Source organism: Mangrovibacter yixingensis (assembly GCF_020523985.1).
Taxonomy (GTDB): domain Bacteria; phylum Pseudomonadota; class Gammaproteobacteria; order Enterobacterales; family Enterobacteriaceae; genus Mangrovibacter; species Mangrovibacter yixingensis.
Genome location: NZ_JAIVKM010000001.1, coordinates 1,139,854 through 1,155,196 on the forward strand (window position 1 = coordinate 1,139,854; position 15,343 = coordinate 1,155,196).

The following is a 15,343-nucleotide window of genomic DNA, read 5'->3' on the forward strand; positions in this document are numbered from 1 at the left end:
AACAGGCGCAGTATAGAGAGGAATTGGCAAAAAATCAGCCCGGATCTACCGGGCTGATTGCTTGATTAATGAATGTCGGAACAATTAAGACACCAGGCATAACGGTGCCGTGGGTCATTAAAGAGAGCCAGGCTGTTACTTTGCGCCATAATCTCCTTGCTGGCAGTAGCCAGGGGGGCAGGTAGCATGGCCTGTAACGCATTGGGAAGCATGGCCCGAACTGAGCCGTCAAACATACCTATGACTTTGTCCAGCATACCGGGCTCAGCCTGGTAATAAACTTGATGCCACTGTTTGAGCTTTGCCAACTCTGCAGCTTTTTTCAGCGCATCGTCGAAATCACCCAGGCTGTCAACCAGACCGTTGTTTTTGGCATCCTGCCCAGTCCAGACGTGGCCCTGAGCAATTTGGTCTATCTGGTCCGGGGTTTTGTGGCGTGATTGTGCAACCAGAGTGATAAAACGCTTATAGCCATTTTCAATACTCAGTTGCATCATCTGTTGCACTTCAGGCGGTAAAGCCTGGGTCATGGAGACCTGTGCCAGCGGGGATGTTGATACCCCATCTGAATGAACACCAATCGAATTCAGGCTATTTTCGACGGTGTTGATAACACCGAAAATGCCAATTGAGCCGGTAAGTGTGTTGGGGTTAGCAATAATGTAGTTGGCGGGTGTGGAAATCCAGTATCCACCTGAAGCCGCCATACCACCCATAGAAACCACGACTGGTTTACCTGCCTGGCGTGCTGCGGCCAGTTCTTCACGAATCAATTCAGAAGCGTTGACACTACCACCTGGGCTATTTACACGCAGTACAATCGCTTTCACTGTTGGATCCAGACGAGCTTCCCGAATCTGTTCTGCAGTGGTGTCACCACCTACATTTCCTTGTGTTTCCGGGCCATCCATAATTGCGCCATTTGCGAAGATGACTGCAATTGCACCACCGGCATCAGAAGGAGTGTGTAAAGGATAGTCATAAATACTGACTGCCCGGAACTGATGGTCTTTTTTGCTCCAGCCAAACTGTTTAGTTAGTGCTTTTTCAACCTGCGCATGGGTTGCCAGCTCATCGACCAGTTTGTTATCCAGTGCATATTTGGCTGTGTCGCCACCGGTTTGCTGCAAACCTGCCAGTAACGCCTGTGCGCCGGGGAATACTTGCTGTGCCGTGATGTTTCGGTTAGCTGCAAGTGTATTCAGGTAGTTTTGCCACAGCTCGCCAATCCAGCGGCTGTCTGCATCGCGAGCCGCAGGTGACATATCGTCACGAATAAAGGGTTCAACTGCAGATTTGTAAGTACCAACCCGGAAAACATGGGTGGTGATTTTTAGCTTATCCAGCAGGGATTTATAGTAAAGCCCGCTGGTGGCGAAACCGTGCAGGTCAACGGTACCTTGCGGTGCCAGATAAATTTTATTTGCGAAGCTTGCCAGGTAATACTGGCCCTGGCTGTAATTGCTGCCATACGCAATAACAGGTTTGCCGCTGTCGCGAAATTCGCGCAGGGCTTTCCCGATATATTGCATGGATGGCTGGTCTGCACCTGCAAAATCTTTTAAATCCAGCACGATGCCTGTGATGTTGTGATCATCTTTTGCCTGGCGTATTGCATCCACAATATCAAACAGCGAGTTTTCTTGTAGGCGGTCGGAATTAGCGCCCAGTAACTGGCGGCTGATAATGCCTAATTTATTTGTTACTGAGGGTTTATCGACAATGACGCCGGTAATATCCAGAAGCAGGGCTCCGCGCTGTGGGACCTCTGGTGGGGTACGTAATTGGTACCACACGCCAACACCAACTAGCACCACCAAAATAAATATCAGGTTGAGTACCAGGTTGCGAAAAAAACTTAGCAAACGCCATGTCCATGTAAAAAAACCACTAATAATTCGCCAAAGAGTGCGCATGTATTCTCCATATTAATTTCGGTCGGCTCGCCTGGTTCGGATTCAGTGCTGCACCGCACAGTGTGGTTATCCTAAATAGCTCTTGCGCAGTTGTCAGCATGAATCGCGGCGGACGCTGTAACAAAACCTGTTGCTGTGTTAATTTTGTGAATAAAAATTAACACAGGAGCTAACAGATGGACGCACTGGAATTACTGGTTAACCGCCGTAGCGCTTCACGGCTGGCAGAGCCTGCACCGCAAGGTGATGCGCTGACACAAATATTACGCGCCGGGATGCGAGCACCCGACCATGGCGCTCTTCAACCGTGGCGTTTTGTGCTGATTGAGGGTGAGGGGCGTGACCGCTTCAGTTCTCTGCTCGAACAGGCTGCACTGGCAGAAAATATGGATGAAAAAGCAGTAGACAAAGCAAAGAATGCGCCGTTTCGGGCACCGCTGATTATCACTGTTATCGCACATTGCGAAGTGCACCCCAAAGTGCCCGTTTGGGAGCAAGAAATGTCTGCTGGCTGTGCTGTTATGGCAATGCAGATGGCTGCAGTGGCACAAGGGTACAACGGTATCTGGAGAACAGGTTCATGGACTGAGCACCAACAGGTACGTGAAGCAATGTCCTGCCGCGAGCAGGATAAAATTGTTGGTTTCTTGTACTTAGGTACACCACAGTTAAAAGCGGCCTCAACGGTTGCGACTCCAGATATGACAAATTTTGTCCGACATTTCTGAGTTATTGTTATGACTGTCTGATAGATAAGCAAATTTGTAATTATTCAGACAGTCATACTTACCTCTCTGTCAGAGAATCGTTACCATAGCGGGCAAAGAGACTGACAGGAGGTTCTCCATGAGTGAAAAACCTATTCGTTTAACGCAATACAGCCATGGTGCTGGTTGTGGGTGTAAAATCTCGCCAAAAGTTCTGGAAACAATCCTTCATTCGGAGCAGGAAAAATTTTGCGACCCGCAATTGTTGGTCGGTAATGAAACCCGCGATGATGCCGCCGTTTATGACCTGGGTAACGGAACCTGCATAATCAGTACCACTGATTTTTTCATGCCCATTGTTGATAACCCTTTTGATTTTGGTCGCATAGCTGCTACGAACGCCATTAGTGATATTTATGCCATGGGTGGTAAACCTATTATGGCTATTGCCATTCTTGGCTGGCCCATTAATACACTGGCTCCGGAAATTGCTGCACAGGTGGTTGATGGTGGGCGGTTTGCCTGCAGGGAAGCCGGTATTGCACTGGCGGGTGGGCATTCAATTGATGCACCTGAACCTATCTTTGGGCTGGCTGTTACTGGTGTGGTCCCAACCGAACGCGTGAAACAAAACTCAACCGCCATTGCGGGTTGCCAATTATATCTAACCAAACCTCTGGGGATTGGTGTGCTGACAACGGCAGAGAAAAAAGGTCTGTTAAAAACTGAGCATGTTGGTCTTGCCACCGAAGTCATGTGCCGGATGAACAAAGCAGGTGCAGATTTTGCCGCGCTGGATGGGGTAAAAGCTATGACTGACGTAACCGGTTTTGGCTTGCTGGGGCATTTAAGCGAAATGTGCCAGGGGGCAGGTGTTCAGGCAGAATTAGTATACAGCCAGGTGCCAACCTTACCCGGGGTGGAGGAATATATCGCGCAGGGTTGTGTGCCTGGCGGCACTGACCGTAACTTCGCCAGCTATGGGCACTTAATGGGTGAAATGCCAGCAGCATGGCGTAATTTGCTGTGTGATCCACAAACTTCTGGTGGTTTGTTGCTTGCCGTCAGCCCACAGGCAGAATCTGAGGTAACTGCTGTTGCTGAACAGCACGGCATCACACTACAGGCGATTGGTGAACTGAAAACCGCACGAGCCGGGCGCCCTATGATTGAGATCCGGTAATTTATGCGGCTGTTTATTGCAGAAAAACCCAGCCTTGGGCGTGCTATTGCCGATGTTTTGCCAAAGCCACATCGCAAAGGTGATGGTTTTATTGCCTGTGGGGATAACCAGACGGTGACCTGGTGCATTGGTCACTTATTGGAGCAGGCAGAACCTGATGGTTATGACACGCGGTTTTCTCGCTGGAACCTTGGGGATTTACCTATTGTTCCGGAAAAGTGGCAACTCCGGCCTCGTGCGGCTTCTGCCCGGCAATTAAAAGTTGTGGAGCGGTTGCTGGGTGAAGCCAGCGAAGTGATTCATGCAGGTGACCCGGACCGGGAAGGGCAACTGTTGGTAGACGAAGTTCTCGATTACCTGCAACTCGCACCACAAAAACGTCGTGAAGTTAAACGTTGTCTGATCAATGACCTTAACCCTCAGGCGGTTGAGCGAGCTATAGGGCGATTACGTGATAACAGCGAGTTTGTCCCACTGTGTGTGTCCGCACTGGCACGCTCGCGAGCGGACTGGCTTTATGGCATTAATATGACCCGCGCCTGGACTCTGGTAGGGCAGCGAGCCGGGTTTAAAGGTGTGCTGTCTGTGGGGCGAGTACAAACGCCAGTATTGGGGCTGGTGGTGCGGCGTGATGAAGAAATAGCCAATTTTGTTCCAAAGGATTTCTTTGAAGTAAGGGCGCACATCGTGACCGCCCAGGATGAGCGCTTTATTGCTATCTGGCAACCCAGCGAATCTTGTGAGCCCTGGCAGGATGAAGAAGGGCGGTTGCTACATCGCCCACTGGCCGAACATGTTGTCGCACGAATCACAGGGAAGCCCGCGCTGGTTACTGGCTACAGTGATAAACGCGAATCTGAAACGGCGCCGTTGCCGTTTTCACTTTCCGCTTTACAGATTGAAGCGGCAAAACGTTTTGGATTAAGTGCCCAAAATGTGTTGGATATTTGCCAGAAACTTTATGAAACCCACAAACTGATTACTTACCCGCGTTCTGATAGCCGTTACTTGCCGGAGGAACATTTTGCTGGCCGCCATTCGGTGCTGAAGGCAATAGGTGTTCATGCTCCTGCGCTACTCCCCCAGCCCGCAGTGGATCCAGAACGGCGTAACCGTTGTTGGGATGATAAAAAAGTGGATGCCCACCATGCCATTATCCCAACGGCTCGTACTGCCTCCGTGAAGCTTTCTGAAAATGAAGCTAATGTTTATACATTGATAGCCCGGCAATACCTTATGCAGTTCTGTGCTGACGCCTGGTACCGCAAGTGTGTTATTGAACTCGACATTGCGGGCGGCAAGTTTATCGCCAAAGCCCGTTTCCTGGCGGATGCGGGTTGGCGAGTATTGCTGGGTGGCAAAGAGCGTGATGAAGAAAACGATGGCATGCCGTTACCTGTGGTGAGTGAAGGTGACTCATTGCTCTGTGAATCAGGTGAAGTTGTGGAGCGGCAAACGCAACCTCCACGTCACTTCACTGATGCCACATTACTCTCTGCTATGACCGGTATCGCGCGTTTTGTGCAGGATAAAGACCTGAAGAAAATTCTTCGTGCAACTGATGGTTTAGGGACAGAGGCAACTCGCGCAGGTATCATTGAGTTGTTGTTTCGGCGTAGTTTTCTGGAGAAAAAAGGGCGCTATATACATGCAACGCCTGCCGGGTGCGCGCTAATTCATTCGCTGCCTGAAAGTGCCGGACGCCCTGATATGACCGCACACTGGGAGTCTGTGCTGACACAGATCAGTGAGAAGCAGTGCCGTTATCAGGATTTTATGCAACCACTGGTTGCAACCTTACATCAACTTATTGAACAGGCGCGCTCTGCTCAGCCTTCACAATTTCGGGGTATTCGGTCTACGCAGAACGCCACAAGTGGGAAAACAGAGGGGAAACATGGTAATAAAACATCTGTTCGCCGTAAGCCTCGTGCTGGGCGTAAGCCTGGCGGCGGGAGCCCAAAACCGGCAGCCTGACGTGCAAGTAAATGTCCCTGCTGAGGTCTTTACCACTCAAGGGCAACAACAAACTCCACCGTGTAATCAGTGCTGTATCTACCAGAACCAAAACTATTCGGAAGGTGCGGTGATTAAAATGGAAGGGGTTCTGCTGCAGTGCCAGCGTGATGACCGGGTTATGGGAACAAACCCGCTGATGTGGCGGCGGGTGAAGCCATAAAAGCGTTAAGTAAAGGGACATCTGCCGGTGCCATTGGGTACTGGCAGGCTTCCTGAGGGGTAACCCATACCAGCGCAGTATGGTGCCGGTTATCCGGGGTGCCAATAAAAGTGGGGACAAACCAGCCGTGAAGGTTAATCACCCGCCCATTGACCGGGTGGCTGTGGCTGGTTATATAACTTTCAGGGTGTACATCTATACCCAATTCTTCATTCAGCTCCCGGCACAGAGCTTGTTGCTGTGTTTCACCCGATTCCATTTTCCCGCCAGGAAATTCCCACAGCCCTGCCTGGTCTCCTTGGGGAGGGCGTTGTGCAAGTAACAATTTGCCATTGTTCACGATAATGGCTGCAACAACTTCAATCATATCCATATGTATCTCCCCAAGAATGTTTTACTGACTGTTACCTCAGAGTGAAAACTCGGCCCACACAGGTGCATGATCGCTGGGTTTTTCCATTGAGCGAATTTCGTAATCAATCCCCACACCAGTACACCGGCTTGCCAGTGGCTCACTTGCCAATAATAAATCGATGCGCAGACCACGGTTTTCGTCAAAACCCCGAGAACGGTAATCAAACCACGAAAATTTGTCCTGCGTTTCCGGGTGTGCAGCCCGGAAAGTGTCCACCAGGCCCCAATCAAGCAGGCGTGCCATCCATTCGCGCTCTTCTGGCAAGAATGAACATTTGCCTGTGCGTAACCAGCGCTTACGGCTGTCTTCGCCAATACCGATATCGTTATCGGTCGGGCTGATGTTCATATCGCCCATAATCAGCACTGGATTGGTGTTACTCAGAGAGGTTGTCAGGTAATCCTGGAGGTCAGCGTAGAACCGTTGCTTTGCCGGGAATTTCACTGGGTGCTCACGGCTTTCACCTTGTGGAAAATAGCCGTTAATGACAGTCAGTGTTCCCAGTGCGGTTGGGATATCCGCCATGATAAGGCGACGTTGCGCATCTTCCTCATCGCCAGGAAAGCCACGTCGCACCGCCAGAGGTTCTGCTTTAGTTAGCAGTGCTACACCATAGTGGCCTTTCTGGCCGTGGTAAAACACGTGATAACCCAGCTTTGCTACATCTTCGAGCGGAAACATATCGTCATGTACTTTGGTTTCCTGCAGCCCTATCACATCTGGCTGATGTTGTGCCACGATGGCTTCCAGTTGATGTGGTCTTGCACGCAATCCATTGATATTAAAAGAGATAAATTTCATCGCTCTGCTCCACCCTGAAACAAATTAAAAACGGGATGTTAACAGAAAACCTGTAGTTGTGCTCTTCATTCCTGACAGTTACTGCTGTTGGTGTGAAAGGTTTTTGCTCTTGATTGGTGCACAATGCACTGAAAATGCGCATTTGGGGTGAATATATTCCGCTCCTGATCACAGAATCAGCATGATCTTTTATACATGCATATATTTTCTTTTTTTTATCTTGCAACTGGCGGTCTAATGTAAATTTATTCACTTTTTATGCAAAATAAGTGAATAGAAAGCTTTGTAACTTATTGATTTTTGGTTTACGAAAATGAGTTATTCACTTTTTGCTATTGGCTGGCACGTTCCCTGCAATCTACATTAGTTATCAGTAATTCTTTTTTTACATAAATAAAACATTTGATTAACTAAGGCAGGCGTAATTATGGTTCAGCAAGTTACTCGGGAACAATTCGATGAGTTTATGGTTCCTGTCTATGCTCCGGCACCTTTTATACCGGTGCGAGCTGAAGGTTCACGTCTGTGGGATCAGCAGGGTAATGAATATATTGATTTCGCTGGGGGTATTGCTGTTAATGCGCTGGGCCATGCACATCCAGCCTTGAGGGATGCACTTGCAACCCAGGCTGAGAAATTATGGCATACCGGCAATGGCTATACTAACGAGCCTATTTTGCAGCTTGCACGCCAGATAACCGAAGCCACCTTTGCAGATAAGGTTTTTTTCTGTAACTCCGGTGCTGAAGCCAATGAAGCTGCAATGAAACTGGCACGTAAATATGCCCATGACCAGGCAAATAGTGAGAAAAGCCAGATTATTGCGTTCAATAATGCGTTTCATGGCCGTACATTGTTCACTGTGTCTGCGGGTGGGCAACCGGCTTATTCACGGGATTTTGCGCCGCTTCCCCCGCATATTGACCATGTGACATTTAACGATCTCGAGTCAGTCCGTGCGGTGATGAGTGAAAAAACCTGTGCGGTCATTGTTGAGCCAATCCAGGGAGAAGGCGGGGTAATCCCGGCTTCACCAGCTTTCCTGCAAGGTTTGCGTACATTGTGTGACCAGTTTAATGCACTGCTGATATTCGATGAGGTTCAAACGGGTGTCGGCCGAACTGGAGATTTGTACGCTTACCAGCATTATGGTGTGGTGCCTGATATTTTGACTACGGCTAAAGCGCTCGGGGGAGGCTTCCCGATTGGTGCAATGTTAACCACTGCACGGATTGCTACACACTTTACACCCGGCACGCATGGTACTACCTATGGTGGTAATGCGCTGGCTGGTGCTGTTGCCGGGTGTGCATTCTCCCTCATCAATACCCCTGAAATGCTTGATGGTGTGAAGCATCGTAATGCTCTGTTTGTTGCCCAACTTGATGAACTCAATCACCACCTTGGGCTGTTTCGCGATATTCGTGGTATGGGGTTGCTGATTGGTTGCGAACTGAATGAAGCGCATGCCGGGAAAGCCAAACTGATTTCACAGCGTGCGGCGCAGGAAGGCGTAATGATTCTGATTGCCGGAGCGGGTGTTGTACGCTTTGCTCCCGCCCTGAATATCCCCGAAGAAGATATTCGCGAAGGACTTAATCGATTGCAACGCGCCTGTGAAGCCTTGATTGCGGAGGGCGCGTTATGATGGTCATTCGTCCGGTCAGGCATGATGATTTGGCCGGGTTATTGCACCTTGCCAGCAAAACAGGGGGGGGACTGACTTCGCTGCCTGAAGATGCCGATACACTGCGCACCCGTATTGCACGCTCTGTAGATACCTGGGCTGGTGTATTACCTCGCGCTGAACAGGGGTATGTGTTTGTTCTGGAAGATACCCAAAAAGGCCAGATAGCAGGTATATGCGCTATTGAAGTTGCCGTTGGGCTGGCTGAGCCTTGGTATAATTACCGGGTGGGAACGTTGGTTCATGCTTCAAAAGAACTGGATATTTATAATGCGTTACCCACGCTGTTCCTCAGTAATGATCACACCGGCAGCAGTGAACTGTGTACACTCTTTTTGGATCCGGACTGGCGTCATTCTTCAAATGGTTACCTGCTTTCAAAATCCCGCTTCTTATTTATGGCTGCTTTCAAAGACGCGTTCAGTAATAAAGTGGTCGCAGAAATGCGGGGCGTCATTGATGAACAGGGGTTCTCACCGTTTTGGGAAAGCCTGGGCCAGCGCTTTTTCTCGATGCCTTTTTCTCGTGCTGATTACTTGTGCGGGACCGGCCAGAAAGCATTTATTGCCGAGTTAATGCCCAAACACCCCATTTATACCGACTTTCTCTCTGAGCAAGCGCGTGCGGTTATTGGAGAGGTGCATCCGCAGACGGCACCAGCCCGCCGCGTGTTGGAAAAAGAAGGTTTTCGTTACCAAAACTATGTCGATATTTTCGATGGTGGCCCAACCCTGGAGTGTGACCTGGATGCTATTCGGGCTGTGGCCGAAAGCCGGCAACTTACCGTAAAAATTGGTGAAGCTCCTCATGCTTCATGGCCAGTGTGCCTTGTGGCAAATGAAGATTACGAAAATTACCGTGCAACATTAGTGCATGCAGACCCGCAGGCATCATGCCTGGTAATCGATACAGCAACAGCCGATGCGCTGAAATGCCAAGAGGGCGGTACTGTACGCCTGGTGCAGCTATGCCCGGAGGAGACAAAATAATGACACAGTGGATTAATGGTGTGTGGTTATCTGGTAACGCAAGTGCTATGGAAAAACACGATCCTGTAAACCGGGATTTATTATGGCAGGGCCGCAGTGCCGACAGCCACCAGGTCGAACAGGCCTGCCAGGCTGCACGTGATGCATTTCCCGGTTGGGCTCGTCTTACGCTGGCTGAACGCCAGGAAATCATTGAAGTTTTCGTCGGGTTACTGGAACAACACAAAACCAGGCTTACTGCAACCATTGCCCGCGAAACAGGCAAACCCCGTTGGGAAGCGGCGACAGAAGTGACGGCGATGATCAATAAGCTGGCTATATCTGTTAAAGCGTATCACCAGCGAACGGGTGAGCAGGTGTCACCGATGGCTGATGGTTCTGCTTCATTACGCCATCGTCCCCATGGTGTTCTGGCCGTTTTTGGACCCTATAATTTCCCCGGTCACCTGCCTAACGGCCATATCATTCCTGCATTATTGGCTGGGAATACGGTGGTTTTTAAACCCAGTGAGCAGACGCCGGGCACGGGCGAGAGTGTTATGCGGTTATGGGAGTTAGCTGGTATCCCGGCAGGTGTTATCAATCTGCTACAAGGAGGCCGGGAAACTGGGCAGGCACTGGCTGCACACCCAGAACTGGATGGATTGCTGTTTACCGGAAGCTCAGGTACGGGTTTCCAACTGCACCGGCAATTCGCCGGGCAGCCTGACAAAATTTTAGCGCTGGAAATGGGGGGGAATAATCCTCTGATAGTAGACGCGCCTGTCGATATAGACGCGGCTGTGCATATCACTATCCAGTCGGCTTTTATTACTGCCGGTCAACGTTGTACTTGTGCTCGCCGCTTGTTGGTAAAAAATGGCAAGGCAGGGGATGATTTTTTATCTCGGCTGGTGGAAGTTGCGGGCCGTATTCAACCCGGTGCGTGGGACGATGAGCCACAGCCCTTTATGGGGGGGTTAGTTTCATCCCATGCAGCGCAACATGTATTAGACGCCTGGCAGGGGCATCTTGCTCGAGGTGGTAAACCGTTACTGACACCTCGTTGTCTTGAAACAGGAACCTCACTGATAACCCCGGGAATCGTTCAGGTCAATGCCGCCAGTCAGGTACCCGATGAAGAAGTGTTTGGCCCGTTGTTGACTGTATGGCGTTATGACACATTTTCTGAGGCCATTGCCTTGGCTAACCAGACACGCTTTGGCCTGGCATGTGGACTGATTTCACCAGAGCGTGCGCTATTTGACCGATTACTGGTAGAGGCGCGTGCCGGTATTGTTAACTGGAACAAACCGCTAACTGGCGCAGCCAGTAGTGCACCCTTTGGTGGTGTTGGTGCATCGGGAAATCACCGCCCCGGTGCCTGGTATGCCGCAGATTACTGTGCATGGCCTGTGGCTTCATTGGAAAGTGATAGTTTATTAATGCCTGAAACACTCAACCCCGGGTTGGATTTTAGTGCCGGAGAGCTGCAAGCATGAGAGTACGTGAAGCAAATTTTGATGGATTACCTGGGCTGACTCACCATTATGCTGGCCTGTCATTTGGGAATGAAGCATCCACGCGCCACCAGTACCAGGTGTCTAACCCTAAACTCGCCGCCAAACAAAGTCTGCTTAAAATGAAAACGTTGGCTGATGCCGGGTTTTGGCAAGGCGTGATTCCGCCGCAAGCCCGGCCCAATATCCCGGCATTACGCCAGCTTGGTTTTACCGGGAGTGATAGTGAGGTATTGGCCAAAGTGTGGAAGCATTCGCCAGATCTGTTGTCTGCGGTGAGTTCAGCATCATCTATGTGGGTAGCAAATGCTGCGACTGTCTGCCCTTCCGCCGATGCACTGGATAACCGGGTTCATTTTACTGTTGCCAACTTGAATAATAAGTTTCACCGGGCATGTGAAGCACTGCAAACAGAAAGAACCCTGCGGGCTATCTTTGCTTCCGGGCAGTATTTTGCTGTTCATGAGGCGCTGCCACAGGTAGGGTTATTTGGCGATGAAGGGGCAGCAAACCATAATCGCTTCGGCGGTTCTTATGGTGAGCCGGGCCTGCAGCTCTTTGTTTATGGGCGTGTTGGTAATATGGATGGACTGGCTCCTTCCCGTTACCCGGCCAGACAGACACTGGAGGCCAGCCAGGCGGTAGCCAGGCTCAATCAGGTTAAGCCTCAGTCGTTACTTTTCGCTCAACAAAACCCTGCGGTAATTGACCAGGGGGTCTTTCACAATGATGTGATTGCGGTCAGTAATAAACAGGTGTTGTTTTGCCATGAAGAGGCGTTTGTCGACCAACAGGTTTTGCTTAACACGCTTCATGAGCGTGTTCCGGGTTTTTGCCCGCTGGTTGTACCTTCCCGTGATGTATCCGTTGCTGATGCGGTAAATACCTATCTCTTTAACAGCCAACTGCTCAGTAACGAATCGGGTACGATGACTCTGGTTTTACCCCAGGAAGCGCGTGAGCATGAGGGTGTTTGGCAGTATCTGAATCTCCTGCTGGCGGAAGATAACCCGGTTGAGATGCTGCAAGTTTTCGATTTGCGGGAAAGTATGGCTAATGGCGGTGGCCCAGCTTGCCTGCGCCTGCGTGTGGTTTTGACGGAAGCGGAATATCAGGCAGTCAACCCAGCAGTAATGATGAATGATACGTTGTTTACAGTTCTAAATGAGTGGGTTGATCGTTGGTATCGTGACCGGCTGTGTCAGGCAGATTTGGTGGACCCTCAATTGTTACTGGAGGGGCAGAGTGCACTTGATGAACTGACCCGGATACTTAACCTTGGGGCTATTTATCCATTCCAGCAATAACTCCCACAGGAAGATGTAAAAATGGATGATTTTGTACAAAAGACACTGGCAGATTTCGTGCCCGCGCAAACTGAAGGTGAAGGCCCTGGGTTTGACTGGAAATGGCTGGCGCAGGGCGTGCTCCGGTTAACACCCCACAGCCAGGTTGAGCAATCTTTAGTGCTGTCTGCGGGTATCCATGGAAATGAAACTGCGCCAGTGGAAATTTTATCGCAAGTGCTGGACGCTTTGTGGCGTGGTGACATGGATTTATGCTGGGATGTGCTGGTTGTGTTGGGTAACCCTAAAGCCTTGCAAACGGGCAAGCGTTACCAGGCGTGTGATCTTAACCGCCTGTTTGGGGGGCGTTGGAAAACGATTGATCAAGGAATTGAGCGTGAACGGGCGGCTCAGCTTGAACAGGTTGTCAGCGATTTTTTTTCTGGTAGCCCACCCACGCGCTGGCATCTCGATATGCATACGGCAATTCGTGGTTCATTGCATTCCCGGTTTGGGGTTTTACCTGCCCGTAATGCCGCCTGGCCTTCTGCTTTTCTACAGTGGCAGGAAGAGGCTGGTCTGGAAGCATTGGTTTTCCACCAGACACCAGGCGGGACTTTCACACATTTTACGGCGCAATATTTTGATGCCCTCAGTTGCACCATGGAACTGGGCAAGGCAATGCCATTTGGACAGAATGATCTGAACGCATTTTCAGCTACACGTTTCGCACTGACGCAACTGTTAGCCAATGGCCCTGTATCTGTGCAAGACAGCGGAAAATCTGTTCTGCGCTGTTACAAGGTGTGCCAGCAACTGACAAGAACAGGAGATGATTTTATCCTGCATATTCCTGATGACACATTAAACTTCACGCCATTCCGCCAGGGAACATTATTGGCGGAGGATGGCAACCATAAACAGGTGGTTCAGCAAGACACAGAATATGTGCTATTCCCTAACCGGTTAGTTGCACCAGGGCTTCGTGCAGGGTTAATGCTGGCCGAAATACCCCATCCGTATGGGTAAGTTTTTGCCTGGTCTGCTTTTATGCGCCATGGATGGTGCAGTCACACCGCTTAGCCATTGTTGCTTCAACACAACCAGATGTTATGCGTAAGCTATTGAGCGCTATTCTGGCTCACGAATGTGGTGTGAATAAATAAATCAATGAATATGCTTTTTCTCTATGCTAAATTAATACTCAATTATGAATTCTTTCCTATGATTTAAATATATCCTCACTAATTCTCCTTATTTACATCATAATTGGCTTGTTTTTGTTTTTTATCCTTTCACGGCTTTACTCTCGCTTTGGTTTGTTGACGAATTAGTGCGTAGAATTATTTTCGTCAACGCAACAGAACGTTGTTGCCTATTTAAATGAATCCGTAAATTCGGGTTTGTTCTATAAAGAAAGGATAATATATGCGTAAGTTAACTGCGATTTTAGTAGCATCTGGTCTGGCCCTCGGCGCAGCTAATCTGGCCCACGCTAATGATACCTCTGCACAGACATCAGATAATGGCCGTCCAATGATGAAGCACCACCGTGGTCACCCTGGTGGTCCTGAAGGGATGATGTTCCGTGGACTGAATCTGTCAGATGTTCAGAAACAGCAAATCCGCGACATCATGAAAGCGCAACGCGAAGAAATGAAACGCCCGTCAGTGGAAGAGCGTCAGGCAATGCATGACATCATTGCCAGTGATACATTCGATAGTGCGAAAGCACAGGCTCAGGTTGACAAAATGGCCGAGCAGAACAAACAGCGTATGCTGGCTCGTATGGAAACGCAAAACAAGATGTACAACATTCTGACGCCTGAGCAGAAAAAACAATTTAATGCCAATTTTGAGAAGCATCTTAAAGATAAAGGCCCGGCAGAAGGTAAAATGCCTCCTCCACCAGCAGGTGAATAATCAGATTTATCTGCTCAACAGATAAACTGGATTAACAGTGGTGTTACTACGGCAAGACACAAATCGTGCGATACACCATATAATATCTAAGTCTGAACCTATTCAGAACCGTCATTTTTGCTCATCAAATCAGTAGCGGTGAGCATGGATGGCGGTTCTTTCCATTTATCGGCGGATGATTCTTATTTTTCCATCACTTTTATTTTTGTAAAGTCATTAGCAAAACATGTCGGCATAACCAGGATCAAAAAAAAGCGCGGGATAATTGTATGCGATCGCTGGTTATTATGATCCTGGTCAATCTACACTGAAAGGCATTACGGTTTATACTATCACCATGCTTATATGCCAGTAGGCTTTCAAGTTCTAACCTTTTTAGCATCTGGCATGTTGTATCAACAATAACCATGGAATAGCAGATGAAAACAACCTGTGATAACACGTCAACACGTGAAAAAGAGACCTGCGGCTGCATGGATGTCGGCACCATTCTCGACAATGCAGATTGCATCGCAACTTACAGCAAACAATTTGCGACAAAAGAGGAAGCTCTTGCTGCGCAGGAGTCACTAACAGCGAAAGCTCGGGGTATCGAATCTGAGCCTTGCCAGATTTCCGCTGATTTAGCTCAGGCGGGCGATGTTTACCAACTTGATATGAGCTTTGTATTCAGCTGCCAGGCTGAAACGCTGATTTTTCAGTTAGGTACTCGTTAATTCTTTGCCACAGGGTGGGGGAAACTTCATTCCTGTGGTTTG

Annotated in this window: 14 protein-coding genes; 11 read left to right on the plus strand and 3 right to left on the minus strand. The window is 49.4% G+C overall.

The window, feature by feature from the left end; genetic code table 11:
* Positions 1-65: 65 nt before the first annotated feature.
* Positions 66-1,916 carry a signal peptide peptidase SppA gene (sppA, locus tag LC084_RS05355; RefSeq protein ID WP_226569991.1) on the minus strand — a complete coding sequence of 617 codons (1,851 nt, stop codon included), beginning with the start codon at positions 1,914-1,916 and terminating at the stop codon, positions 66-68.
* A gap of 176 nt (positions 1,917-2,092) precedes the next feature.
* Here sppA and LC084_RS05360 point away from each other — a divergent pair, with 176 nt between their 5' ends.
* From LC084_RS05360 to LC084_RS05375, 4 genes are all read left to right on the plus strand, one after another.
* Positions 2,093-2,644, plus strand: a complete 552-nt coding sequence (locus LC084_RS05360; RefSeq protein WP_226569993.1) for an NAD(P)H nitroreductase — start codon at positions 2,093-2,095, stop codon at positions 2,642-2,644.
* Between the two features lie 118 nt (positions 2,645-2,762).
* A complete protein-coding gene (gene selD, locus LC084_RS05365) occupies positions 2,763-3,806 on the plus strand; it encodes a selenide, water dikinase SelD (protein WP_226569995.1) in 1,044 nt (347 codons plus the stop codon).
* A 3-nt stretch (positions 3,807-3,809) separates the two neighbouring features.
* Positions 3,810-5,783 carry a DNA topoisomerase III gene (locus LC084_RS05370; RefSeq protein ID WP_226569997.1) on the plus strand — a complete coding sequence of 658 codons (1,974 nt, stop codon included), beginning with the start codon at positions 3,810-3,812 and terminating at the stop codon, positions 5,781-5,783.
* Positions 5,704-5,985: a YnjH family protein gene (locus LC084_RS05375; RefSeq protein WP_226569998.1), complete on the plus strand. Its 282-nt coding sequence runs from the start codon at positions 5,704-5,706 to the stop codon at positions 5,983-5,985. The genes LC084_RS05370 and LC084_RS05375 overlap by 80 nt, the downstream gene beginning before the upstream one ends.
* Here the strand turns inward: LC084_RS05375 and LC084_RS05380 are convergent.
* Together LC084_RS05380 and xthA are read right to left on the minus strand one after the other, a co-directional pair.
* Positions 5,942-6,358 (minus strand): pyrimidine (deoxy)nucleoside triphosphate diphosphatase, encoded by a 417-nt coding sequence (locus LC084_RS05380; protein WP_226570000.1) that lies wholly within the window; start codon positions 6,356-6,358, stop codon positions 5,942-5,944. The genes LC084_RS05375 and LC084_RS05380 overlap by 44 nt on opposite strands.
* A gap of 36 nt (positions 6,359-6,394) precedes the next feature.
* Positions 6,395-7,201 (minus strand): exodeoxyribonuclease III, encoded by an 807-nt coding sequence (gene xthA, locus LC084_RS05385; RefSeq protein ID WP_226570002.1) that lies wholly within the window; start codon positions 7,199-7,201, stop codon positions 6,395-6,397.
* Positions 7,202-7,628: 427 nt separating this feature from the next.
* Between xthA and LC084_RS05390 the strand changes: the two genes are divergently transcribed.
* The 7 genes from LC084_RS05390 to LC084_RS05420 all read left to right on the plus strand — a co-directional run bounded on the left by LC084_RS05390 (position 7,629) and on the right by LC084_RS05420 (position 15,301).
* Entirely contained in the window at positions 7,629-8,849 is a 1,221-nt protein-coding gene (locus LC084_RS05390) for an aspartate aminotransferase family protein (protein WP_226570004.1), read from the plus strand.
* Positions 8,846-9,877 carry an arginine N-succinyltransferase gene (gene astA, locus LC084_RS05395; protein ID WP_226570006.1) on the plus strand — a complete coding sequence of 344 codons (1,032 nt, stop codon included), beginning with the start codon at positions 8,846-8,848 and terminating at the stop codon, positions 9,875-9,877. The genes LC084_RS05390 and astA overlap by 4 nt, the downstream gene beginning before the upstream one ends.
* A complete protein-coding gene (gene astD / locus LC084_RS05400; protein WP_226570007.1) occupies positions 9,877-11,358 on the plus strand; it encodes a succinylglutamate-semialdehyde dehydrogenase in 1,482 nt (493 codons plus the stop codon). Before astA ends, astD begins: the two co-directional genes overlap by 1 nt.
* Complete coding sequence (gene astB, locus LC084_RS05405) at positions 11,355-12,683, plus strand: N-succinylarginine dihydrolase (RefSeq protein ID WP_226570009.1); 1,329 nt, start codon at positions 11,355-11,357, stop codon at positions 12,681-12,683. The genes astD and astB overlap by 4 nt, the downstream gene beginning before the upstream one ends.
* Before the next feature lie 21 nt (positions 12,684-12,704).
* Positions 12,705-13,691, plus strand: coding sequence for a succinylglutamate desuccinylase (gene astE, locus LC084_RS05410; RefSeq protein ID WP_226570011.1), 987 nt, complete (start codon positions 12,705-12,707; stop codon positions 13,689-13,691).
* 399 nt (positions 13,692-14,090) lie between these two features.
* The gene (gene spy, locus LC084_RS05415) at positions 14,091-14,585 is read left to right on the plus strand and encodes an ATP-independent periplasmic protein-refolding chaperone Spy (protein ID WP_226570012.1); all 495 of its coding nucleotides are present in this window, start codon (positions 14,091-14,093) and stop codon (positions 14,583-14,585) included.
* Between the two features lie 419 nt (positions 14,586-15,004).
* Positions 15,005-15,301 carry a YfcZ/YiiS family protein gene (locus LC084_RS05420; protein WP_226570013.1) on the plus strand — a complete coding sequence of 99 codons (297 nt, stop codon included), beginning with the start codon at positions 15,005-15,007 and terminating at the stop codon, positions 15,299-15,301.
* Positions 15,302-15,343: the final 42 nt, after the last annotated feature.

Coding starts and splice junctions, on each gene's coding strand:
- sppA (WP_226569991.1), bottom strand. CDS start 1,916: ATGCGCACTCTTTGGCGAATTATTAGTGGTTTTTTTACATGGACATGG.
- LC084_RS05360 (WP_226569993.1), top strand. CDS start 2,093: ATGGACGCACTGGAATTACTGGTTAACCGCCGTAGCGCTTCACGGCTG.
- selD (WP_226569995.1), top strand. CDS start 2,763: ATGAGTGAAAAACCTATTCGTTTAACGCAATACAGCCATGGTGCTGGT.
- LC084_RS05370 (WP_226569997.1), top strand. CDS start 3,810: ATGCGGCTGTTTATTGCAGAAAAACCCAGCCTTGGGCGTGCTATTGCC.
- LC084_RS05375 (WP_226569998.1), top strand. CDS start 5,704: ATGGTAATAAAACATCTGTTCGCCGTAAGCCTCGTGCTGGGCGTAAGC.
- LC084_RS05380 (WP_226570000.1), bottom strand. CDS start 6,358: ATGGATATGATTGAAGTTGTTGCAGCCATTATCGTGAACAATGGCAAA.
- xthA (WP_226570002.1), bottom strand. CDS start 7,201: ATGAAATTTATCTCTTTTAATATCAATGGATTGCGTGCAAGACCACAT.
- LC084_RS05390 (WP_226570004.1), top strand. CDS start 7,629: ATGGTTCAGCAAGTTACTCGGGAACAATTCGATGAGTTTATGGTTCCT.
- astA (WP_226570006.1), top strand. CDS start 8,846: ATGATGGTCATTCGTCCGGTCAGGCATGATGATTTGGCCGGGTTATTG.
- astD (WP_226570007.1), top strand. CDS start 9,877: ATGACACAGTGGATTAATGGTGTGTGGTTATCTGGTAACGCAAGTGCT.
- astB (WP_226570009.1), top strand. CDS start 11,355: ATGAGAGTACGTGAAGCAAATTTTGATGGATTACCTGGGCTGACTCAC.
- astE (WP_226570011.1), top strand. CDS start 12,705: ATGGATGATTTTGTACAAAAGACACTGGCAGATTTCGTGCCCGCGCAA.
- spy (WP_226570012.1), top strand. CDS start 14,091: ATGCGTAAGTTAACTGCGATTTTAGTAGCATCTGGTCTGGCCCTCGGC.
- LC084_RS05420 (WP_226570013.1), top strand. CDS start 15,005: ATGAAAACAACCTGTGATAACACGTCAACACGTGAAAAAGAGACCTGC.